Origin of the sequence: Paenibacillus sp. Y412MC10 (assembly GCF_000024685.1) — a bacterium.
Taxonomy (GTDB): Bacteria; Bacillota; Bacilli; order Paenibacillales; family Paenibacillaceae; genus Paenibacillus_AQ; species Paenibacillus_AQ lautus_A.
The window spans coordinates 1,022,297-1,041,479 of the sequence record NC_013406.1 but is presented as its reverse complement, the minus strand read 5'-3'; the positions used below and the strand labels follow the sequence as shown (position 1 = coordinate 1,041,479).

At 53.7% G+C, this 19,183-nt stretch carries 15 protein-coding genes; 4 read left to right on the top strand and 11 right to left on the bottom strand.

Annotated elements, in window-relative coordinates:
- Positions 1-39 precede the first annotated feature (39 nt).
- The 5 genes from GYMC10_RS04440 to GYMC10_RS04420 all read right to left on the bottom strand — a co-directional run bounded on the left by GYMC10_RS04440 (position 40) and on the right by GYMC10_RS04420 (position 6,927).
- Positions 40-1,590 (bottom strand): response regulator, encoded by a 1,551-nt coding sequence (locus tag GYMC10_RS04440; protein ID WP_012819050.1) that lies wholly within the window; start codon positions 1,588-1,590, stop codon positions 40-42.
- Positions 1,565-3,343 carry a sensor histidine kinase gene (locus GYMC10_RS04435; RefSeq protein ID WP_012819049.1) on the bottom strand — a complete coding sequence of 593 codons (1,779 nt, stop codon included), beginning with the start codon at positions 3,341-3,343 and terminating at the stop codon, positions 1,565-1,567. The genes GYMC10_RS04440 and GYMC10_RS04435 overlap by 26 nt, the downstream gene beginning before the upstream one ends.
- A 323-nt stretch (positions 3,344-3,666) precedes the next feature.
- A complete protein-coding gene (locus GYMC10_RS04430) occupies positions 3,667-4,842 on the bottom strand; it encodes an NAD(P)/FAD-dependent oxidoreductase (protein ID WP_009591109.1) in 1,176 nt (391 codons plus the stop codon).
- Positions 4,843-4,874: 32 nt separating this feature from the next.
- Positions 4,875-5,345: a DUF1641 domain-containing protein gene (locus GYMC10_RS04425; RefSeq protein ID WP_009591098.1), complete on the bottom strand. Its 471-nt coding sequence runs from the start codon at positions 5,343-5,345 to the stop codon at positions 4,875-4,877.
- A gap of 268 nt (positions 5,346-5,613) precedes the next feature.
- Entirely contained in the window at positions 5,614-6,927 is a 1,314-nt protein-coding gene (locus GYMC10_RS04420; RefSeq protein ID WP_012819047.1) for a polysaccharide deacetylase, read from the bottom strand.
- A 167-nt stretch (positions 6,928-7,094) separates the two neighbouring features.
- Between GYMC10_RS04420 and GYMC10_RS04415 the strand changes: the two genes are divergently transcribed.
- Positions 7,095-7,943, top strand: coding sequence for a pirin family protein (locus tag GYMC10_RS04415; protein WP_012819046.1), 849 nt, complete (start codon positions 7,095-7,097; stop codon positions 7,941-7,943).
- A 139-nt stretch (positions 7,944-8,082) separates the two neighbouring features.
- Here the strand turns inward: GYMC10_RS04415 and bcp are convergent, their stop codons facing one another.
- Positions 8,083-8,565, bottom strand: coding sequence for a thioredoxin-dependent thiol peroxidase (gene bcp / locus GYMC10_RS04410; RefSeq protein WP_012819045.1), 483 nt, complete (start codon positions 8,563-8,565; stop codon positions 8,083-8,085).
- Between the two features lie 130 nt (positions 8,566-8,695).
- On the opposite strand from bcp, the gene GYMC10_RS04405 reads away from it, so the two are divergent.
- From GYMC10_RS04405 to GYMC10_RS04395, 3 genes are all read left to right on the top strand, one after another.
- A complete protein-coding gene (locus GYMC10_RS04405) occupies positions 8,696-9,784 on the top strand; it encodes an LCP family protein (RefSeq protein WP_012819044.1) in 1,089 nt (362 codons plus the stop codon).
- 81 nt (positions 9,785-9,865) lie between these two features.
- On the top strand, positions 9,866-11,182 hold the full coding sequence (locus tag GYMC10_RS04400) for a glutamate-1-semialdehyde 2,1-aminomutase (RefSeq protein WP_012819043.1): 1,317 nt from the start codon (positions 9,866-9,868) through the stop codon (positions 11,180-11,182).
- A gap of 173 nt (positions 11,183-11,355) precedes the next feature.
- Complete coding sequence (locus GYMC10_RS04395) at positions 11,356-12,228, top strand: aminoglycoside 6-adenylyltransferase (RefSeq protein WP_012819042.1); 873 nt, start codon at positions 11,356-11,358, stop codon at positions 12,226-12,228.
- A 114-nt stretch (positions 12,229-12,342) separates the two neighbouring features.
- Here the strand turns inward: GYMC10_RS04395 and GYMC10_RS04390 are convergent, their stop codons facing one another.
- The 5 genes from GYMC10_RS04390 to GYMC10_RS04370 form a co-directional block, all read right to left on the bottom strand.
- Entirely contained in the window at positions 12,343-13,791 is a 1,449-nt protein-coding gene (locus tag GYMC10_RS04390) for an ABC transporter substrate-binding protein (protein ID WP_012819041.1), read from the bottom strand.
- A 129-nt stretch (positions 13,792-13,920) separates the two neighbouring features.
- Positions 13,921-14,787, bottom strand: a complete 867-nt coding sequence (locus tag GYMC10_RS04385; RefSeq protein WP_012819040.1) for a carbohydrate ABC transporter permease — start codon at positions 14,785-14,787, stop codon at positions 13,921-13,923.
- A 1-nt stretch (position 14,788) separates the two neighbouring features.
- Positions 14,789-15,724, bottom strand: coding sequence for a carbohydrate ABC transporter permease (locus GYMC10_RS04380; protein WP_012819039.1), 936 nt, complete (start codon positions 15,722-15,724; stop codon positions 14,789-14,791).
- A 97-nt stretch (positions 15,725-15,821) separates the two neighbouring features.
- Positions 15,822-17,141 carry a response regulator gene (locus GYMC10_RS04375; RefSeq protein WP_012819038.1) on the bottom strand — a complete coding sequence of 440 codons (1,320 nt, stop codon included), beginning with the start codon at positions 17,139-17,141 and terminating at the stop codon, positions 15,822-15,824.
- Entirely contained in the window at positions 17,141-18,973 is a 1,833-nt protein-coding gene (locus GYMC10_RS04370) for a histidine kinase (RefSeq protein ID WP_012819037.1), read from the bottom strand. The genes GYMC10_RS04375 and GYMC10_RS04370 overlap by 1 nt, the downstream gene beginning before the upstream one ends.
- Positions 18,974-19,183: the final 210 nt, after the last annotated feature.

Here is a 19,183-nt window from a genome sequence, read left to right as displayed (position 1 = left end):
CGAAAAAGTGGCTTCTTTTCCGATCCTATGAAATCCCCCTTATTTTCGATGCTGTCCCTGGTACTCAGCTGGCGTCATGCCTACCATTTTCTTGAACAGCTTGCTGAAGTATTTGACGTCATTGAATCCGGAACGATCCGCCACTTCATACACACGCAGCGATGTTGTGGAAAGCAGCTCCTTGGCCCGTTTCAAGCGGAGATCAATGACATAGTCAATGAAGTTGTGTCCCGTGACGCGCTTAAACAATTCGCTAAAATAGTTGCGGCTGACGGCCACTTCGTCCGCCACCTCCTGCAGGGAGATCGGCTCGGTAAAACGCGCCTTAATATATCGGACGGCCTGCAGCACGATCCGCTCATGCAGCGTGGATTCCGGTACAGGGTGGCGCATGGCTTCCTCCCGCAGCGCATGGAAGCCTTGAAGCACCAGCTTCTTCACTTCCTCCACCGAGCGAAGCTTGCCCACCTCCCTGATCTGCGGAAGCGGCGGGCCGCCGGGAAGATGAAACATAGCAAGCAAGCTCAGAAGCTCCTCTGCTTCCCGGAGGACCGCCGGCTTCTTCATCCGTCCGGGACGCCAGCTCTGCATAATGGACTGGAGACGCTCTTGGCTTATGTCCATGTTCCCGACGGTCAGCGCGGCCCTTAGGGCATGCAGCTCGGCAGCCGGCCTCTCCTGAGCCGAATCGGCGGTCAGGGGAAGCTCCTCTGCCCGCAATATCTGTTGATCTGGATGAAAGAAGAGGCCCTCCAGGCTTTCAGCGGCTTCTCTAAACGCTTCTTGCAGCTTATCCATGCTGTTATATCTCCTGCTGAGCCCCATCATGCTCCGGATCGGCAGGCGGAAACCTCCTTCGAGCTCTGAAGCCTGCCCGTTTGCTTCATCCCTTAACGGTAAGCAGACTGCGATCCGGTCCGTTTCCAGCCGAGCTGCCAGCGCCTCCGGCGCCTGGTCATATAACTGTCCCATGAACCGTTCGATCTCCTCCTGCCAATCCTTTGGCTGTCCTCCGGCCGCGGCACCGCCCAGGTCCGACTCTAGCTGGAGCACGGCCAGCAGATACGGGCCGTTACGGTTCCATGCTTCCAGCTTCGCGAGCGCATCCGGCTCACCAGACAGCGCCTGAAAGAGCATTTTTCCGGCAGCCTTCTTCTTATTCAGCCGCTGCTGCTGCTCATGCTCGGTCAGAATCCGCTGCATCTGCTTCTCCTCTTCCAGCTTCAATCGCATGTGATCAAGCACGGCGACCAGGGAGTCCGCGTCCAGCGTCGGCTTGAGGATATAATCCGATGCGCCAAGCCTGATGCCTTCCCGCACGAATTCGAAATCGCTGTGACAGCTGAGCAGCAGCACCTTCACCCAAGGACAAAGCTCCCTTGTCCGCCGGGTCAATTCCAGGCCGTCCATGACCGGCATGGCGATATCCGTGATCAGAATGTCCAGATCCCCGTTTACGATCCACTTCATGGCCCGTTGTCCATTGGAGGCCTCCCCGACAAGCCGGTAACCGTATTTCTCCCAATCGAAGGTCGAGCGCAGTCCCGTACGCGCGATCGCTTCGTCATCCACGAGCAGCACTCTGTACATAATCGTCCCCCCTTTGTTTCGCAAACGTGACCGTGACCCTCGTTCCTCCGCCTTCCGTGCTTTCCACCCATACCCCGTACCTGCTGCCGTAATACAGCTGGACCGTTTGGTGAACATGACGCAGGCCGATATGGGTCATGCCTTGCTTGGAGTGATCCTGCTCATACGACAGCAGTCCCTTGATCCGTTCAGGCTTAATGCCGATCCCGTTGTCCTCGATCCGCACCATGACATCCTGCTGCTGCAGTGTTATCCGGATCTGAATGACGCCCCCTTCATCAAGCGGGGCAATCCCGTGAAAGATCGCATTCTCCACGATCGGCTGCAGCAGCATCCGGGGAACGTGGAGGTCCTCCATTTCCTCAGGGCAATCGATCCGCAGCTCGATTGGGTGGTCATAACGGTAATTCTGGATGATCATATATTTCCGAAGCAGCTCCAATTCATCTCCAAGCCTTATAAACACACCGTTGCGCTCCAGGCTCCCCTCCAGCAGATGAACCAGGGCCGTGACCGATCGGTCTACGTCATTCGTTCGATTCAGCTTGGCCATCCAGCGGATCGAGTTCAGCGTATTGTAGAGAAAATGGGGATTGATCTGATACCGCAGCGCGCGGATTTCGGCTTTTTTCTTCTCGGACTCCTCCGCGGCGATCCGCCTGATGAGCAGATCGATCTGCTCTATCATTTTGTTGAAGCTTCGGCCCAGCTGACCGATCTCGCTGGGACCTACGTTCTTGCTGCGGACCGATAAATCGCCCGCCTCGCTTCTGCGCATCAAGCGGCTCAGCTGAACGAGCGGATTGCCGATTCTCCTCGTCATGAAATATCCGATGCCGATCGCGGCCAGAATCGATCCGAATACGATCCAGACCGTGAAACTCCGGATGCTGGCGGAATCGGCCGTCAGTTCCTTAAGCGGCACCATGCCGACCACATGCCAGCCGTTGTTCAGGCGCGAGGGGATCATCAGCGTTTTGTTGTTATTGAGGTTGTATTCCGTCAAACCCGAGGGCAGCTTGATCCTGGACTGCTTCCCGTACATCGATGGATCGGGATGGTAAAAGTAACGATTCTCGTCATTCGCCACGTACATATACCCCGTGTCGCCGAATTGGACATGGTTTAATTCATCAATCAGGACATCCCCCATAATTTCAATGAACATCACCCCGACGATCTCCCCCGTATCCCAGCTCCGGATTGCCCGGCCCAGCCCGAACACGGGAAATCCCATTCCCGTTTGCTTCAGGTAGGAGGTATCCGACAAGCCGAACCATACCGCCTGCCCGTTCGCCTCCAATATCGCCCGATACCAAGGAGAATCCCACTGGTCCGGGATGGACATCAAGGAATCCGCGCTCAGGACCGAATTGTTCCGCTGCACGTCAAACACGTATACATCCAAGATCTCCGGCGAATTGATCATGATGGACGTCAGCAGGTCCTTCCCCTCCTTCACCTTCAACGTCAGGTCGTATTTACTGATATCCTGATCCTCCAGTATGCCGTGAACCACTTTGCTGTTCAGCACCATCATCGAGGAGTCGTCCAGTTTCTTGAAGAACATATTCAGCTTGTCGCTGACTTGGGTGATCGTGAGGGAAGCCACTTTACTGACCTGCTCCTCCACGATCGAGGCCGATTTGTGATACGAAAGGAAACCCATGATGAGAACCGGGAGTGTTGTGCCGATGAAAAAAAACATAAACAGTTGAATCACGATCGAATGAAGACGACGGTATCCCCGCATACATGCTCCCTCCTGTTTCATGAAATGAAAATTGCGAACCACTTTAGATAGCGCTTACATAACTATCTGACCTTCTTTCTTCTTCGCTCTGGAGCTCATCCATTCTGCCTTTCTTACCTCCTTCACCCACATCCCGTCGGGAGCGGCGCCCGGGAATCCCTTCCCTGCTTGCATCCTCGCTTCGGGTGTATACATCGTATTATGTTTTCCTGACGTTGTCCCTAAGTCTCTGCGCTTATGTTTTGGCTGCGCAATAAAAAAAGATGGACCCGAATCATTCCGGGTCCATCTCTTGTATTTGGATATAATGTCGCCTTCCAGGCTTAGTAAGCCAGCGTGAACAAACCGTTGATGTGGGACAGGTAACGCATGTTACTTGCTTCCTTCATCAAGGTTGCAGGCAGACCTTTCAATTGGGTTTTGTTGGCGCCGATGGTGCCGATGGCGTCTTTACGTCCCAAGCTGCCGAGCGTACCGGAGAATACCGGGTTGAAGGAAGCCGGTGCGCCGCCGTTCAATTGAGCGAAGATGTTGTAGCCGATCAGCTCGCCCATTTGCCATGCCAGCTGTGCCGTTGGCGGGTATGGACGGCCTTCCGGTCCCATAACAACCGCACTGTCGCCTGCAACGTATACGTCAGGATGGGAAGCGGATTGCAGGAATTCGTTGACAACCGCACGTCCGCGGTTGACTTCGATGCCGCAGTTAGCCACAACGGAGTTGCCCTGTACGCCGCCAGTCCAAACCAAGGTGCTGGTTTCAATCGTGCTGCCGTCTTTCAGTTCAACGGTCGTGCCGTCCATTTTGGTAATCGGCAATCCGGTCAGGAAGTTCACGCCGCGTTTTTGCAGGCTTGTTGTCGCGCGGTCAACCAGTTCGGCAGGGAAGCCCGGCAGAATGGAAGGAGCTGCTTCAACACAATAAAGCGTGATTTCTTGTGGGTCGATACCGTATTTGCGAGCGAGCTCGCTTCTCATATCGGCATATTCGCCAACAAGCTCAACGCCTGTCAAGCCGCCGCCGCCAACCACGATGGTAGCGTCCGCTTTGTTTTTGGTTTTGCTGTATTCCGCAATGCGGGACTCCACATGAGCACGCAGACGGTTAGCATCGTTCACGGACTTCAGAATGAAGCTGTTCTCTTGCAGTCCCGGAATGCCGAAGAATGCCGTTTCGCTGCCCAGTGCGATAACCAGGGCATCGTAGGTGAAGTTTCCGCCGTCGTCCAGGGAAACCGAACGCTCATCCGGCTTGATTTCCTTAACGTTGCCGATGCGCAGGTCAACGTTCGCGCCGCGCAGAAGCTTGTCGAGCGGCAAAGCTACTGCCTTCTCTGCGATGTTGCCTGCTGCCAGACGGTGCAATTCCGTAATGATCTGATGGGTTGGGAAACGGTTGATCAGCGTGATTTTTGCGGCAGCACCAAAATGCTCGCGTGCAGAAAGCGCACTAAGCAAGCCGCCATAGCCTCCGCCCAAAATTAAAATATGTTTAGACATGACCATCCTCCGTTCTTCGTATGATTTATGGATTAACGCTTGTTTTGTTGGTCGCGCTCGTTAAGAACGTCCAAAAAAGCCTGAGCATAGCGAAGACCCTTTTGAACCTGAGGATCTTTCAGCATCTTCATCAGACCAAATACGCCGATCTGAGCTTGGTCGCCTTGAGCGTGTACGCGGTCTCCGGCTTCGATGGCTGCAGATGCAACGCTTTTTGCTGTTGTCGTGATCGGCTTCGCGAATCCGCTCAGGGAAGCCATGGTGTCTTCCGCTAGCACGGGATCCGTAGCTACGGATTTACCGAAGTCATACGCCTTAGTCATGACGGTCAGCATTTCCGTAAGTTTTGGAAGATTGTCCACGAGAGTTGTGAGGGATTCCTGAACCTCGGGCTTGAGCAGTTGTTCGAGCAGCACATCAGGACGGCTGGACGCCGCAGCTTCTTGGTTTCCTACAACATTTTCCGGAGTTTCGGACGGCTGTGGAGAAGATGTTTCTGTCATAATGAATTGCCTCCTTTTCTTTAAGTGAATTCCCAAGATGAACTTGGCGACGATCGTACCGGCTAGCTTTAATTTTGGGATAACCGGTATCTATTATGCATCACTTACAAAAGTGCGAACTTATGGGTGACTCACTATCGCCAAAAATAAAGCAGGGGGAAACTTCCCCCTCCTTTATCTGAAACAATCTTAGGGATTGTGATAAATATCTCTAAGTACTAGTCTATAACTTGTGAAGCATAATTACAAACATAAAATACATTTTCGACTACAAAGTTAGAACGCGATACTCGCCTTCTTCATATGTCACTCTTGTAACAGGTCGGCCGGAAAAGTCAAGCGCTTCCCGAAGCGGAATCCAAGCGGTACCGCCGATTAAATGAACATCGGAGGACACCGGCTTGCCGCCGGTTTGCATGGGGAACAGCAAGCCTCCCACCGGGTCGGCTTCCCAGCGATTCCCTGCCAGCGTCACCTGCACGGTCTTGTTGTGAGACTTCCAGGATACGCTTCCGCCAAGCCGCTCCACCAAAGCGCGCAGCGGAACCATCAGCCGGCCGTCGACCAGCTTGTATTCGCCTGCCGCAAACGCGGTTTCAAGCCCTCCGAATTCCACGGCCAGCGTTCGCCCGGTCCCGAATAAGGCGGCGTTGACGGCGACGTGCTCGCGAACCCACTGCTGTGAAGGCTGTGAAGCCTTGCGGGCGGTCTGCTGAGCACGAAATTGAACGGGCTCGGTTTCCGGAGACAGCACGTCAAAGGCATAGCCCTGCTTTTTATAATAAGAAATAATGTCAGGCAGAGCCTTGACGCTTTCGCCATGGCCTTTACCGTCATGGAGAAGCACGATCGCCTCCTTGCCGTTCACTTTCGTGGTCGCCCCCTTTACGATGTCTTTAGCCGGGACGCCCCTATACCTGGAATCGCCGCTGTCGACATTCCAATCGAATACATGATATCCCCCCTGCTTCATGTATTGAAAATAAGCTTCGTCGAAATGTCCGGCCGTCCCCCCGGGAGCTCTGACCAGCTGCGGCCGTTCCCCTGTAATCAAACGGATGATTTCCTCGGTTTTCTTAATCTGTCCCCAGAAATCCTGAAAATGCCCGTAGAGCTCGTCATAACGATGATCATATGTATGATTCCCGATCACATGGCCTTCCTCATAGATGCGGTTGATAATTTCGGGACGGGTCTCCGCCTCCTTGCCCAGTACAAAAAACGTGCCTTTGATTCCTTCCCGCTTCAAAATATCCAGCACGTCGAGCGTTAAATCCGATGGTCCGTCATCAAATGTCAGGTATACCGTTTTGTCGCTAGGCTTCTCCTTATATTGAACAGGTGCGGCGTTCACAGCCGATGGTTTCTTGAATGCAGTGGTGACGACCGGCTTGCTTGCCTCCCGGGTCTTTGCTTGAACATTCTGCTCTGGCACTGCTGTCAGGGGTGCCGCTGCTAAAGGGGCCTGCTCCGCATAGTCTGCCATCGGCGCCTGAACCTCAAGTCCCATGCCGATCATGATCAGCACTGCCACAACGCCGAAGAATACCGCTATCGATGTAACCCGCACCATATTTTTCATTATCAACTCTACCTCCATCGTTTCTATGAGTTCGGCTTCCTGATAGATTATATGGAGGGCGATTCAAAAAAAGACTAGAATCTGATATTTTCTTACGTCCCTTGATTCCTATTCACATTACTAGTAAACTGAATTCAAATCCAGAACTCGGAAGGGATGATAGACATATGAATCACCAAGCGGTCATTCAGCGTGATATTACGGAAGTCCGGGATGTCGTTCTTCGGCGGCACAGCTCCATCCATGCCTCAGGACCCGTCATCGAATTTGGAAACTGGAGCAAAGCCGATCCGTTTCTCGGGATGATGGAGGACAAGTTCCAGGCCGGTTCATTCGACGACCATCCCCATCGGGGAATCGAAACCGTTACTTTTGTCATCGATGGAACCGTTGAACACTATGACAGCCTCTCCAAGGGCGGCGTGCTAGGGCCTGGAGACGTGCAGTGGATGACGGCGGGAAGCGGCGTCATCCACAACGAAGTACCGTCAGAAGGCATAACGGCCCACGTCCTGCAGCTCTGGATCAATCTGCCCCGCGAGCAGAAGATGACGACTCCCCGCTACCAGAACCTGAAAGGCGCGGATATGCCGATCCGACAAGAGGATGGCGCGGTTGTGCGAGTCTTCTCCGGTTCTTCCGGCGATGTCGTATCCGCCACCAAAAATCATGTTCCGGTCACGATGGTCGAGGTGCTGCTGGAGCCCGGCGCTTCCATCGCGCAGGACCTGCCCGGCAGTTATAACGGCTTCATCTACATCCTTGAGGGCAGCGGAACCTTCGGAGGCAATGGCGTAAACGCGGCTAAAAGCCAGGTGTTGTGGCTGGGCGCTGGAATCGACGGAAAACCTAGCGAAATACGGGCAGCGGCTGCGGAGCCTCTTCGCTTTGTTCTGTACGCAGGCGAGCCGCTGCGGGAGCCCGTGGCAGCCCGCGGTCCCTTCGTCATGAACACGGAGGAAGAAGTGAACGAAGCCTTCCGCGAATATCGGACGGGTACGTTCTTGAAGTTCTGATTCATTCAGGTTGGCCAAATCCTCTGATTTAGGTGATAAGCTCCTCATTGGAGGTTCCCTGCTTGCAAGATATATTCAAAAAAAACGGTCCCTTACCATGCCTGTTCAGGCATGCCGAGGGACCGTTCTTCATATATAGCTATGACAGCACGGCTGCGAGAACCGCTTCGACATGGCCTTTCACTTTCACCTTCCGCCACTCGCCGGCCAGCTTCCCCTTCTCATCAATCAAGAAGGTTGAGCGTACAATACCCATATATTCACGGCCGAACATCTTCTTCATCTGCCATACGCCGAACATTTCGCTTACCTTATGCTCCTCATCAGACAAGAGCAAATAGGGCAGGCTATGCTTATCGATGAATTTGGCGTGGGATTTCAGCGGATCGGGGCTGATCCCGATCACGACTGCGCCGGCTTGCTCCAACGCACCATAGTTGTCCCGGAAGCTGCAAGCCTCCTCGGTGCAGGTTGGGGTCATATTTTTCGGATAGAAGAACAGCACGACTTTGCGCCCACGAAAATCGCTTAATGCTACCTTCTCCCCGTTCGAAGCCGGAAGTGAAAAATCCGGCACCTTGCTTCCAATCTTCAACTGCTTTTGGTCTGCGATAAGGCTCAACTCCTGCTATACGGACTTTAGGCCCGTAAAATTGATTGTCTTTTCGAAAAAAATTATAATAGAATGAATGTCGAATGTTCAAATGTTCTATCGAATTTATTCATCAGCGTAATCCGAAAGGAAGAACCCAATGACCAAAAAAACAAAGAAGACGATTATATGGAGTGTCAGCATCATACTGGCCGCCGTCATTGGTTACGGCATCTATTATGCGGCCTCGTTTTATGACGGCTTGCAAAGTCTTCAGAAAACTGGCGAAGCCTCCCCTTTTCGGGAAATCGAGAAGGTGGATGCCAAAGTCCCTGCCCCGCCGGAGTGGGAAGGCAAGGAGACGGTTAACATTCTGCTGATGGGCGTCGATGCGCGCGGTTTCGAGGAAGGGGAAATTCCTCGTTCCGACAGTATGCTTGTTGCCTCGATTGATCCCGTAAAGAAGAAAATGCACTTATTCTCTATTCTGCGCGATACTTACGTAGAAATACCCGGGTATGACCGAAACCGTATCAATACGGCCATCACGCACGGCCCGAACACGGCCATGAAGGCGGTAGGCGATCTGCTGGGCATACCGATTCAATACTACGTCTATACGGACTTCCAGGGCTTCATGAAGCTGGTTGATTCCGTCGGCGGGGTTGATTTCTACGTGGAGAAGGACATGAGTTATTCAAGTAAAGCCGACAAGAACGAGTACGACATTGATTTGAAGCAAGGCATGCAGCATCTGGACGGCAATGCGGCACTGCAATACGTCCGGTTCCGCTATGATGCGATGGGCGACTTCACCCGCACCGAGCGGCAGCGCGAGCTCCTGAAGGCCGTAGCCAAGAAAATGCAGACCACCACTTCCATCATGAAGCTTCCGGACATCTTGAAGTCCGTCAGCCCTTATATTGATACGAATCTCGATGTCGAGGATATGTGGAAGCTTGCGAACGTCGCCTACAAGAGCAAAATGAGCGGCAGCGAGCAGGTACCTCCGATGAAACTACTGAAGGAAGAACATATCGGCGGCGCCGCCGTCTTAACGGTCGGCAATCCGGATACGCTGAAGCAGTATATCCAGGACATCATGAACCCGCCGACGCCAGACCTTGAGACCGAAGACGGCGAAGGCACGGAAGGTGATTCCGGGTACACCGATACCGGGAATACCGACTCCGAGAACAGCGACTCTGAAAGCTCCGCAACACCATCTGCGACAACGGATCGCAACTAATACACTTACAGCAATCAGGACAGGGCGCTACGTCAATCTAGCTTCCTGTCCTGCTTCATGAAGAAAGGAAGTTTTACTATCATGTCAACCTCAAGAAACCGTTCCGAAGCCCTGTATCAAGAAGCGCTGCAGCATATCGTAGGCGGCGTAAACAGCCCCTCCCGTTCGTTTAAAGCCGTAGGCGGCGGTGCCCCCGTCTTCATGAAACGCGCAAGCGGAGCCCACTTCTGGGACGAGGACGGCAACCGTTATATCGATTACTTGGCGGCTTACGGCCCGATCATTACCGGACACGCCCATCCGCATATTACGGCGGCGATCACGGCGGCTGCCCAAAACGGCACCCTATACGGAACGCCGACGGAGCTTGAAATTACCTTGGCCAAAATGCTGAAGGAAGCCATCCCGTCCATGGACAAGGTACGTTTCGTCAATTCCGGCACCGAGGCCGTCATGACCACGATTCGGGTCGCCCGCGCTTACACCAAGCGCAACAAAATCATCAAGTTCGCCGGCTGCTACCATGGCCATTCCGATCTGGTCCTCGTGGCTGCGGGCTCCGGGCCTTCCACGCTCGGCATTCCGGACAGCGCCGGCATCCCGGCCAGCATTGCCACGGAAGTCATTACCGTTCCTTTCAACGATCTGGAAGGCCTGCGCGCTGCCCTCGACGCATGGGGCGAAGATGTGGCCGCCGTGATGGTCGAGCCGATCGTCGGCAACTTCGGAATGGTCATGCCGAAGCCGGGATTCCTCGAAGGCCTGTGCCAGATGGCGCACGACAACGGGTCGCTGGTCATCTATGACGAAGTTATCAGCGCCTTCCGCTTCCATTACGGATCCACCCAAACCTATGCGGGTCTGGCCAATCACGAGGCGATTCAGCCGGATCTTACGGCTCTCGGTAAAATCATCGGCGGCGGACTGCCGATCGGCGCTTACGGCGGCCGGAAACACGTGATGGAGCAGGTTGCCCCGCTCGGCCCAGCTTATCAGGCGGGAACCATGGCTGGCAATCCTGCCTCCATCGCGGCCGGAATCGCCTGCTTGGAGGTATTGCAGGGCGAAGGCGTGTATGAGGAGATGGAGCGCTTGACCATCAAATTGACGGAAGGCCTGCAAGCGTCCGCAGACCGCCATGGCGTTCCGCTCACGATCAACCGCATCCGGGGCTCCTTCTCCACGCACTTCTGCGATCATCCGGTCACGAACTATGACGAAGCGCAGGATACCGACGGCGAAGCCTTTGCGGCCTTCTTCCGCCACATGCTGGACCGCGGCGTGAACCTGGCCCCTTCCAAATACGAAGCCTGGTTCATGACCACGGCCCATACGGAGGCGGACATCGAGGCAACGCTTGAGGCCGCGGAGGAATCTTTTAAGGCCATGAAGAATTAACCTAGATAAATTCAAAGAACGCGAAAGGAGATTTCCTCATGAAAAAGCTGTTGAACAAGTTATAACCTGCTCCACATCCATGCCATGCTTCTACGATCCGGATCCGTGGACCTCCTGACCTGTTCGATTCGAATCATCGGTAGTCCAAATATGAATACGGAGGCTACGAACACATGAGAAGCGAGCAAGAAATGATGGATTTGGTATTGGGCTATGCAGCCCGCGATGAGCGGGTTCGGGCCGTAACCCTGGAAGGCTCCCGAACGAACCCTAACGTCCCGAAGGATATTTTTCAAGATTACGACATCAGCTTTCATGTTACGGATATGGAAAGCTTTATCCAGGATCCAAACTGGATCGACGTCTTCGGGGAACGGTTGATTCTGCAGACGCCGGAAGATATGGCCCTGTTCCCTCCGGATCTTGGAGGCTGGTTCTCCTACCTGATGTTATTTACCGACGGGAACCGGATTGACATGACCCTGATCCCCATCGAGGAGAAGGAGAAATACTGCAAGGAAGATAAATTGATCCAGATCTTAATGGATAAAGATCAAACCTTTCCCAAGGTTCCTGCTCCGTCCGACGAGGATTTCTGGGTACAGCGTCCGTCGGCGGCCTTTTTCGAGGATTGCTGCAACGAGTTCTGGTGGGTATCCACGTATGTCGCCAAAGGCTTGTGGCGTGAAGAAATCCTGTATGCCCAGGACCATCTTCACAACATCATGCGGCCGATGCTGATGAAAATGCTGGAGTGGCAGGTGGGCACCCAGACCGATTTCTCGCTAAGCGTAGGCAAGAACGGCAAGTACTTGAAAAACCACCTGTCTGCGGACAGCTGGAACGAGCTGATGTCCACCTACCCTCGCGGAACCTACGAAGAGGTGTGGGAGGCGCTGTTTACGATGGGAGCGCTGTTCCGCAGAACTGCGCTGGATGTCGCCAAGCAGCTGGACTTTGAATACGATATGGGGCAGGATCAGCGCGTAACGGGCTTCCTGCAGCATGTCCGGCAGCTGCCGGCGGATGCGAGTGAGATCTACTAATCGATTCCACGGTCATCCCTATGAAACAGAAACAACCCGCCTAAGGATAATCCTTGGGCGGGTTGTTCTATTACGTTTATTTACTAGATTCACGGACATCAAATGGCCTCTTTCCTACTTCTGCTCGATCTTATCAAAGAAATTCTCCTGAACCAGTTTGGCCGTTTCGTCCAGCTGCTTCTTGGAATCCGTGCCTTCCTTCGAGAACGATTCCTGCACCACGTTGGACATTGCCGCATAGTAATCCTGCGTGCCGAATTGCGCTTCAGGCTTTCCTTCCAACAGGCTGAAGAGCTGCGGATCATATTCGTAGACGTTGTCGTACTTATCGTAGATCGCCTTCACCTTCGCCGCATACTCCGAATCGTCGCTGAAATATTCCAACGGCGTCGGCACAAAATATTTGCCCTCGGCCTTGCGGGCATTGATCGTATCTTCCACCGATTTCAGCGCATCATCCGTAAAATAATCAAACGTGATATAGCGGAATGCCATTTCCTGTTCTTCCTTCGTGGCATTCGGATTGATGACCAGATAGTTGCCGCCCAAAATGCCGTGGTGCGCTCCGCCTTTCTCCATCGCAGGCATCGGATACGCAAGCACGTCCTCAGGCTTCATGCCGCCCTCGTTCAATGCCGGCTGGATCACGTCAAATGCGCCTGCAATGACCATCGCCGTCCGTCCTTGCTGGAACGAGCTGACAGCATCGCCCCAGCCTAGGGCCCAGTCCTGCGGAATGGCGTTTGCTTCCCATCTCAGCTTCTTGTAGAAATCCAACGCCTTCACGCCGGCTTCCGAGTTAAACACCGCTTTCACTTTGCCGTCCTCGTTCACTTCGATATCCCCGCCGGCTTCGAACAAGAAGTTGGTCCAGTTCCAGCCTGCTTCATTGCCCTTGCCCATCGGCGCGATTCCGGAGATGCCGGCCTTCGGGTCCGCAGCGCCTTTCGCCGTGTTGTACATATCGTCCCATGTCCAATCCATCGGCGGTACGGGCACGCCCTTCGCGTCCAGCAGCTTCTTGTTCACGATCGTAGACGTGATATAACCGTTCTGCGTAACGCCGTACACCTTGCCGTCCACGATGAATTGATCCTGCAGCACGGGATTCATGTCGTCCTTGTACTCCCAGTCGTTCCAGAACTCCGTAATGTCGGCCACCCAGCCCCGCTCCACGAGCAGCTGTGCCTCCGTGGCCCAAGTGTTATAAAATGTCGGCGCTTCGTTCGAAGCCATCTTCACCCCAATTTCGTTGACGCTGTACTGCCAGTCGTCCTTCACGATGGTCACGTTCGGATATTTCGCCTGGAAACGGGCGATTTTATCGTCCTCCTGCTGACGCAGCGTTGTATCATCCGGCAGCGGATAGTGAATCTTGATCGTGATCTTTTGATCCGCGATATCCTCCTTCGGCTCCTCCGTCTGCGTCGTGGCCGTCCCTCCGGAATTGGCGGTCCCTCCCTCTGTATTCGTGACCTCCGGCGACGCTTTGCCGCCGCCGCATGCGGCGAGCAAGGAGCTGAACAGCATAAGGCAGATCAGTAATGCTGAGAACTTGCGCATGGATACTCCCCTTTTCTTTAGAAATAATGATGTCCTTTCCTCTCTCCATCATAAAAGCCAAATCCGGAAAGGACGATGTGCATTCATATGACGATCGTGTGCAGGGCTACGATGTGCGCCGCTGCTGCCCTACCCTTTGACGGCCGAGAGGCTGACGCTGCGCATGATGAATTTCTGGAACGCCAGAAATACGAAGATCGGCGGCACCATCACCATGAACAGGATCGAAAATTTAACGCTGCTGTCCAGGCTCCTTGCGTTGATGACATACTTGTAAATGGCCGTAGCCAGCGTATATTTGTCCTGGGTCTGCATGACGAGCGACGGCCAGAACCAGTCGTTCCATGCCGTGGAGAATGTAAAAATCGCCAGCGTCGCGAAGATCGGAACGGATAGCGGTATGGCGATCCGCAGGAAGCTGCTCATCTCCGAAGCGCCGTCGATGCGCGCCGCCTCGAAGATCTCCAGGTGAATGCCGTCGAAGAAGTTTTTGATCAGCAGGAAGAAGTATGCGTTCGCTCCGGCCGGCAGCCAGAAGGCCCAGTAGGAATTCAGCAGGCCGAGCTCCTTCAAATTGACGAAATTCGGAATCATGTAACTCGACGCCGGAATGAACAAGGTCATGAGAATGAAGAAATAGATGGCCCGATGATACGGAACCCGGATGCGGGAAATGCTGAATGCCGCCATGCCCAGCACCAGAATCGTGACCAGCAGATTACCGCCGAAAATCAGCAGCGTATTCTTCAGAAACATCGGCAGATCGATGTATGCCCACCCCTTCGGGAAGTTCTCCCAATGCCATTCCGACGGAAAAAAGCGCGGCGGAAACGTGTTGATTTCCTGATTGCTCTTCAATCCGTTGAACATCGTCATGCCGATCGGGTACAGCATCGTGAAGGTCATCACGGCAATGCACAGCACCATAAATCCGTAAACCGCCTTATTCCACGGTTTTCTCAAATCCGAAGCGGACAAAATGCCTCTCTCTTTCATCCTAGTACTCCTCCCTGTTCATCTTGAATTGCAGGATGCCCAGCAAACTCAGCACAAGGAACATCAAGATGCCCATCGCGGTTCCGGCCCCGTAATCCAGTTGGTTAAACGCATATTTTACGGTAAGGAGCGCATAGGTGAGCGTGGCCTTGTTCGGTCCGCCGTCCAGCATCGCCAGCTGCGATTGATACGCCTGTGACGTGCCGATCAGCTGCAAAATCAGCATGAGCACAATCAGGTTGCGCATCGAGGGAAGCGTGATGTATTTAATCCGGGCCCACACGCCGGCACCGTCGATTTCGGCGGCTTCATACCAATCCTTCGGTATGCTCAGCACTCCGGCCAGATAGATCAGCATCGCCGAGCCGAATTGCTGCCATGTCTCCATGACGACCAGCGATACCATCGAGAAGCGGCTATCCGATATGAACGATACCGGCTCTGCCCCGAAGAAGCCGAACAACGCATTGACCGGGCCCACCGGATCGTACATCCATCGCCACATGCCGTAGAGCACGACCCCGGGCACGACAAACGGGAGATACGCGGCAATCCGGGCGAACCCTTGAAACAGCTTCAGCTCCGAGATGGCAATGGATGCGGCGATGGGCACCCAGAAGCCGATGACAAGCGTTAACAGCATGAAATACAATGTATTTCTGACCGATAGCAGCAGGTCGGGATTGCTCAGAACGTTGGCATAATTATCGAACCCGACGAAGGTATTGCCTTTTACGAAATCGATATGAAAAAAGCTGTAAAAGATCCCTTTGAAAATCGGCACCCATAAAAAGACGATAAAGATCGCTATGGCCGGGACAAGGAACAAATACCCCCATACATACTTCCTCCACAGCGGCTTGCGCTTATGCTCCTTCCCGGCGCGGCGGCCGGGCTTGACCAGAGCCTGGCCTTGTGACATGATCGTTTCTTCCATCCGACTCCCTCATTCCTTTATTCAATGTCTAGCTTTTATTGTAAAAAAGCCGGGGAGCCTTCGAACATGTCTAAAACTATGTGAAGTATGACGGATCTTACTTCTTTAGCTCGCTTGGGCTGACGCCGTAGTATTTTTTGAAGATTTTGCTGAAATGCTCCGGGGATTCATACCCCACCCGCTCGGCTATCTCGTACCGGCGGAGATCCGTGTTCAGGATCAATGCCCTGCTCTCCTCCATTCGTAGCTTCACCACATACTCCCAAAGGCTGCTGCCGGTATATTTTTTGAACAGGTAACTCAAATAGTTGGGGCTCACGTGATTGTTCTTCGCTACATCATGAATGGTCAATCCCTTCTGGCGGTAATGCTCGTCGATATATTGCCTCGTATTCTCCACGATCCGGTTGCTCTGGCTCGAAAGCACCTCCTGCGACGTCTCCTGGGCATAATTGTGCCAATTGAAATCCCCGTAATAAAAGACATGGAAATCATGCAGCTGCTCGCTCCACAGCATCGCTTTGTCCGCCTGGCGGCTGAGCACGCTCAAGAATTCCCGTCCCCTCAATATTTGGCTGATGCCCACGGTACAGCTCCGTTTCAGGTGCAGCTCCACATGGTGGTGCAGACTCCGGCCGATCATCTCCAGATGATGGATTTTCCCGCTGGCGTTCTCCTCCATTTCCTGCTCGCTCCATTGAAGGATGATGTTGACGTCCCGTTCCGGCGAATAGAACACTAAGGTGTGCGGCTCCTGCTCCAGCAGCTCCTTGGCGATATTCAGCGCGGCATATTGAATCAGGTTTATATCATGACTGGAAAAAGAAGCGCTGCGATCTTCCGCCAGGCCCAGTTTCATTTTGATAACGGCAAAATAGGGGCCGACCAGGCCCAGCTCCGACTCGTCGGGACCGGCAGTGGCCGATGGATCCGGCTCCATGGAGAGCCGCTCGTTCAGCCGCTCTATTCTTTCGGACGGCGGCTCCTCCATCCGGAAATGCTCATTATCGGCCATGAGAAGCGGCTCGACCTGGGGCGCCGGCCGGTCCATCTTGAGCAGCACGCTGCGGACCGAATCCAGAAACTGCTCGCTGTTCAGCGGTTTGATCAAATAATCCTTGGCTCCGAGCTGAAGTGCCCGCTGGGCGTATTGAAATGTTTCATGGGCTGAAATAATGATCGTCTGTACCCAAGGCTTCACGATCTTCGCCTGCTGCATCAGCTCAATGCCGTTCATCTCGCCCATCTGGATATCGGTGACCAGCAGGTCGATGTCCCCCATCCGTATGTAGTCCAGCGCTTCCTGCCCGCTGTAAGCCGTGGTTATGCCATCGATGGCAAGGCCCGAGGACGTTAACAGCCCTGCCAAGCCCTTACATATCAAAGGTTCGTCATCTACCACCAAAATGTTGTACATCAGGAAACCTCCTGTCCGGTTGCTGTAATGGTTGCTGCTTCTGTTCGCGGTATCGTGATCGTCACGCGGGTTCCCCCTTCTTCCCCGGGTTCATACTGCAGCCCATAGCGGCTGCCGAAATGCAGCCGGATCCGCTCCTGAATATTGCGGATGCCGTAGCCCAGCGAATGATCGGGTGCATCATCATGAAGCAGCCGGTGAATGGATTCGTAGTTCACGGGGCGGAAGCCGTTATCTTCAATGACGACCCGGCATCGATCACCCTCCAGATGACCCGATACGCGGATCATTCCGTCCTCGCCCATATTTTTAATGCCATGAATGATCGCGTTCTCCAGCAGCGGCTGCAGCGTGATCTTCGGCACATGATTCGCCAGCAATGCCTCGGGAACGTCCCATCGGATCGTAAACTGATAATCATAACGATTCAGCTGGAGATTCATATAAGCCCCCGCATGCTCAAGCTCTTCCCCAAGCGTGATAAGATCCCGGCCCCGGCTGAGACTGATCTTCATCAATTTGGATAAATCCTTGATCATTTCGGCGGACTCGGTATTGCCCTCCATCGTGCTCTTCCAGTAAATGCTCTCCAGGGTGTTGTACAGCAAGTGGGGATTGATCTGCTGATAGAGCAGCTGCAGCTGCGCCTCCTTCTGCTTCAAATCCATATTGTATTTGTAATGGATCAGGTCATTCAGTCGGCGGGCCATGTCATAGATCGTGGAGATCAGGACGCTGACTTCGTCTTTTCTGCGCCGATAAGGGGTTTCCGGCACGACGTTTCCCGGTTCGTACCTCCTCACGAAGTGCGCCAGCTTCTGGAGCGGCGTCATCAGCGACTGCCAGAAGTAAAAGACGATAATGAGGCCCACGGCAAAATAAGCGACGGAAATGACCTGTATGACGCGCTTCATCTCGCTTTGCTGGGCAAGCAGCGTTTTGACGGGCACCTTGTAAACCAGCTTCTGCTGGAGCACGTAATTGTAATCGATGACATAGATGAAATCCGACGTGATCACGTCCATCACGCCGATCGTGGAATGGCCCGGATCCGCTTCGGGCGGCAATTCCAGCTTGCCCGCCATGCCCTGTACCGACGAGGTCAGGATATTATCGTCCCAATCCGTAAAATACAGCTCCCCATCCGGAATCGAGACCGTCGATAACGACTCGCCGATCCGCGCGTCCAAATTGGTAACCAGCAGTACACCGATGGTACCGCCCCGATAGATATTGTTAACGGCCCGCACATAGCTTAAAGTCTCTTGATCCTGGCGCCCTTGCACCGGCGGCGACAGATTGGCCATGCGCTTCAGGTATCCGTTCCCCTTCATCGCCACGGCTTCATCGAACCAAGCGGGCTTCTCCTTCTCGTCGGAGAAAAAATATACCCCTGCTTTTCTGCGGTCAGGGTAATACGGGGCAAAGAAGTAGCTGTTGTCCGGGTCGTACACATAAAGCGAGTAATAGACCGGTTCACGCTCATCCGTCTCTTGGGAGAAGGAAATCAGCATCTTTTCGAGCCGCTCGTAATTTTTGACGCGTTCCAGTACGGTAACCTCGGCAAAGGGGTCCAGCTGCTGGATCTGCGAGTTTTGAATGACCGTGGAGGTTACTTTGTTAACGGTTTCAATGTCCCGGTTAATCAGCTTGAAATTTTGTTTGTTCAGTTCGATATAAGCATTGGTCACATGGCGCTTCAGGATTTGACCGGCCATGGAATTCCCGTAGGCGTTCAGCCCGAATAACGGAATGACCAGCACCAGGAACAGCAGAATCATCTGCTGTTTGATGTTCATGCGGCCCAGCGGATTTTTGAAGCGGTTCTTCATCGGCCCTTGCACCTCCGGCTTTCTCAAGCATAGCAACAATCCAGTGGGATCAGCGTAGTCATTTCTACGGAAATGATGCGCATTTTTACGATTAGGCAGGATGTCCTAAGTGGATGTATTAGCCCTGCGGCAGGCGATTTCCTGCAAAAGGGGCAGGGGCATCTGGCAGGAGTCGATCTGTCGAGGTGTGAGGGAGTATTGACCGCCCGT

Bases quoted from the DNA above. Each gene is read 5' to 3' on its own strand.
- GYMC10_RS04430 (WP_009591109.1), bottom strand. From the start codon at position 4,842: ATGTCTAAACATATTTTAATTTTGGGCGGAGGCTATGGCGGCTTGCTT.
- GYMC10_RS04385 (WP_012819040.1), bottom strand. From the start codon at position 14,787: ATGAAAGAGAGAGGCATTTTGTCCGCTTCGGATTTGAGAAAACCGTGG.
- GYMC10_RS04425 (WP_009591098.1), bottom strand. From the start codon at position 5,345: ATGACAGAAACATCTTCTCCACAGCCGTCCGAAACTCCGGAAAATGTT.
- GYMC10_RS04395 (WP_012819042.1), top strand. From the start codon at position 11,356: ATGAGAAGCGAGCAAGAAATGATGGATTTGGTATTGGGCTATGCAGCC.
- GYMC10_RS04440 (WP_012819050.1), bottom strand. From the start codon at position 1,590: ATGTACAGAGTGCTGCTCGTGGATGACGAAGCGATCGCGCGTACGGGA.
- GYMC10_RS04370 (WP_012819037.1), bottom strand. From the start codon at position 18,973: ATGAAGAACCGCTTCAAAAATCCGCTGGGCCGCATGAACATCAAACAG.
- GYMC10_RS04420 (WP_012819047.1), bottom strand. From the start codon at position 6,927: ATGAAAAATATGGTGCGGGTTACATCGATAGCGGTATTCTTCGGCGTT.
- GYMC10_RS04390 (WP_012819041.1), bottom strand. From the start codon at position 13,791: ATGCGCAAGTTCTCAGCATTACTGATCTGCCTTATGCTGTTCAGCTCC.
- GYMC10_RS04400 (WP_012819043.1), top strand. From the start codon at position 9,866: ATGTCAACCTCAAGAAACCGTTCCGAAGCCCTGTATCAAGAAGCGCTG.
- GYMC10_RS04415 (WP_012819046.1), top strand. From the start codon at position 7,095: ATGAATCACCAAGCGGTCATTCAGCGTGATATTACGGAAGTCCGGGAT.
- GYMC10_RS04435 (WP_012819049.1), bottom strand. From the start codon at position 3,343: ATGCGGGGATACCGTCGTCTTCATTCGATCGTGATTCAACTGTTTATG.
- GYMC10_RS04380 (WP_012819039.1), bottom strand. From the start codon at position 15,724: ATGGAAGAAACGATCATGTCACAAGGCCAGGCTCTGGTCAAGCCCGGC.
- GYMC10_RS04405 (WP_012819044.1), top strand. From the start codon at position 8,696: ATGACCAAAAAAACAAAGAAGACGATTATATGGAGTGTCAGCATCATA.
- GYMC10_RS04375 (WP_012819038.1), bottom strand. From the start codon at position 17,141: ATGTACAACATTTTGGTGGTAGATGACGAACCTTTGATATGTAAGGGC.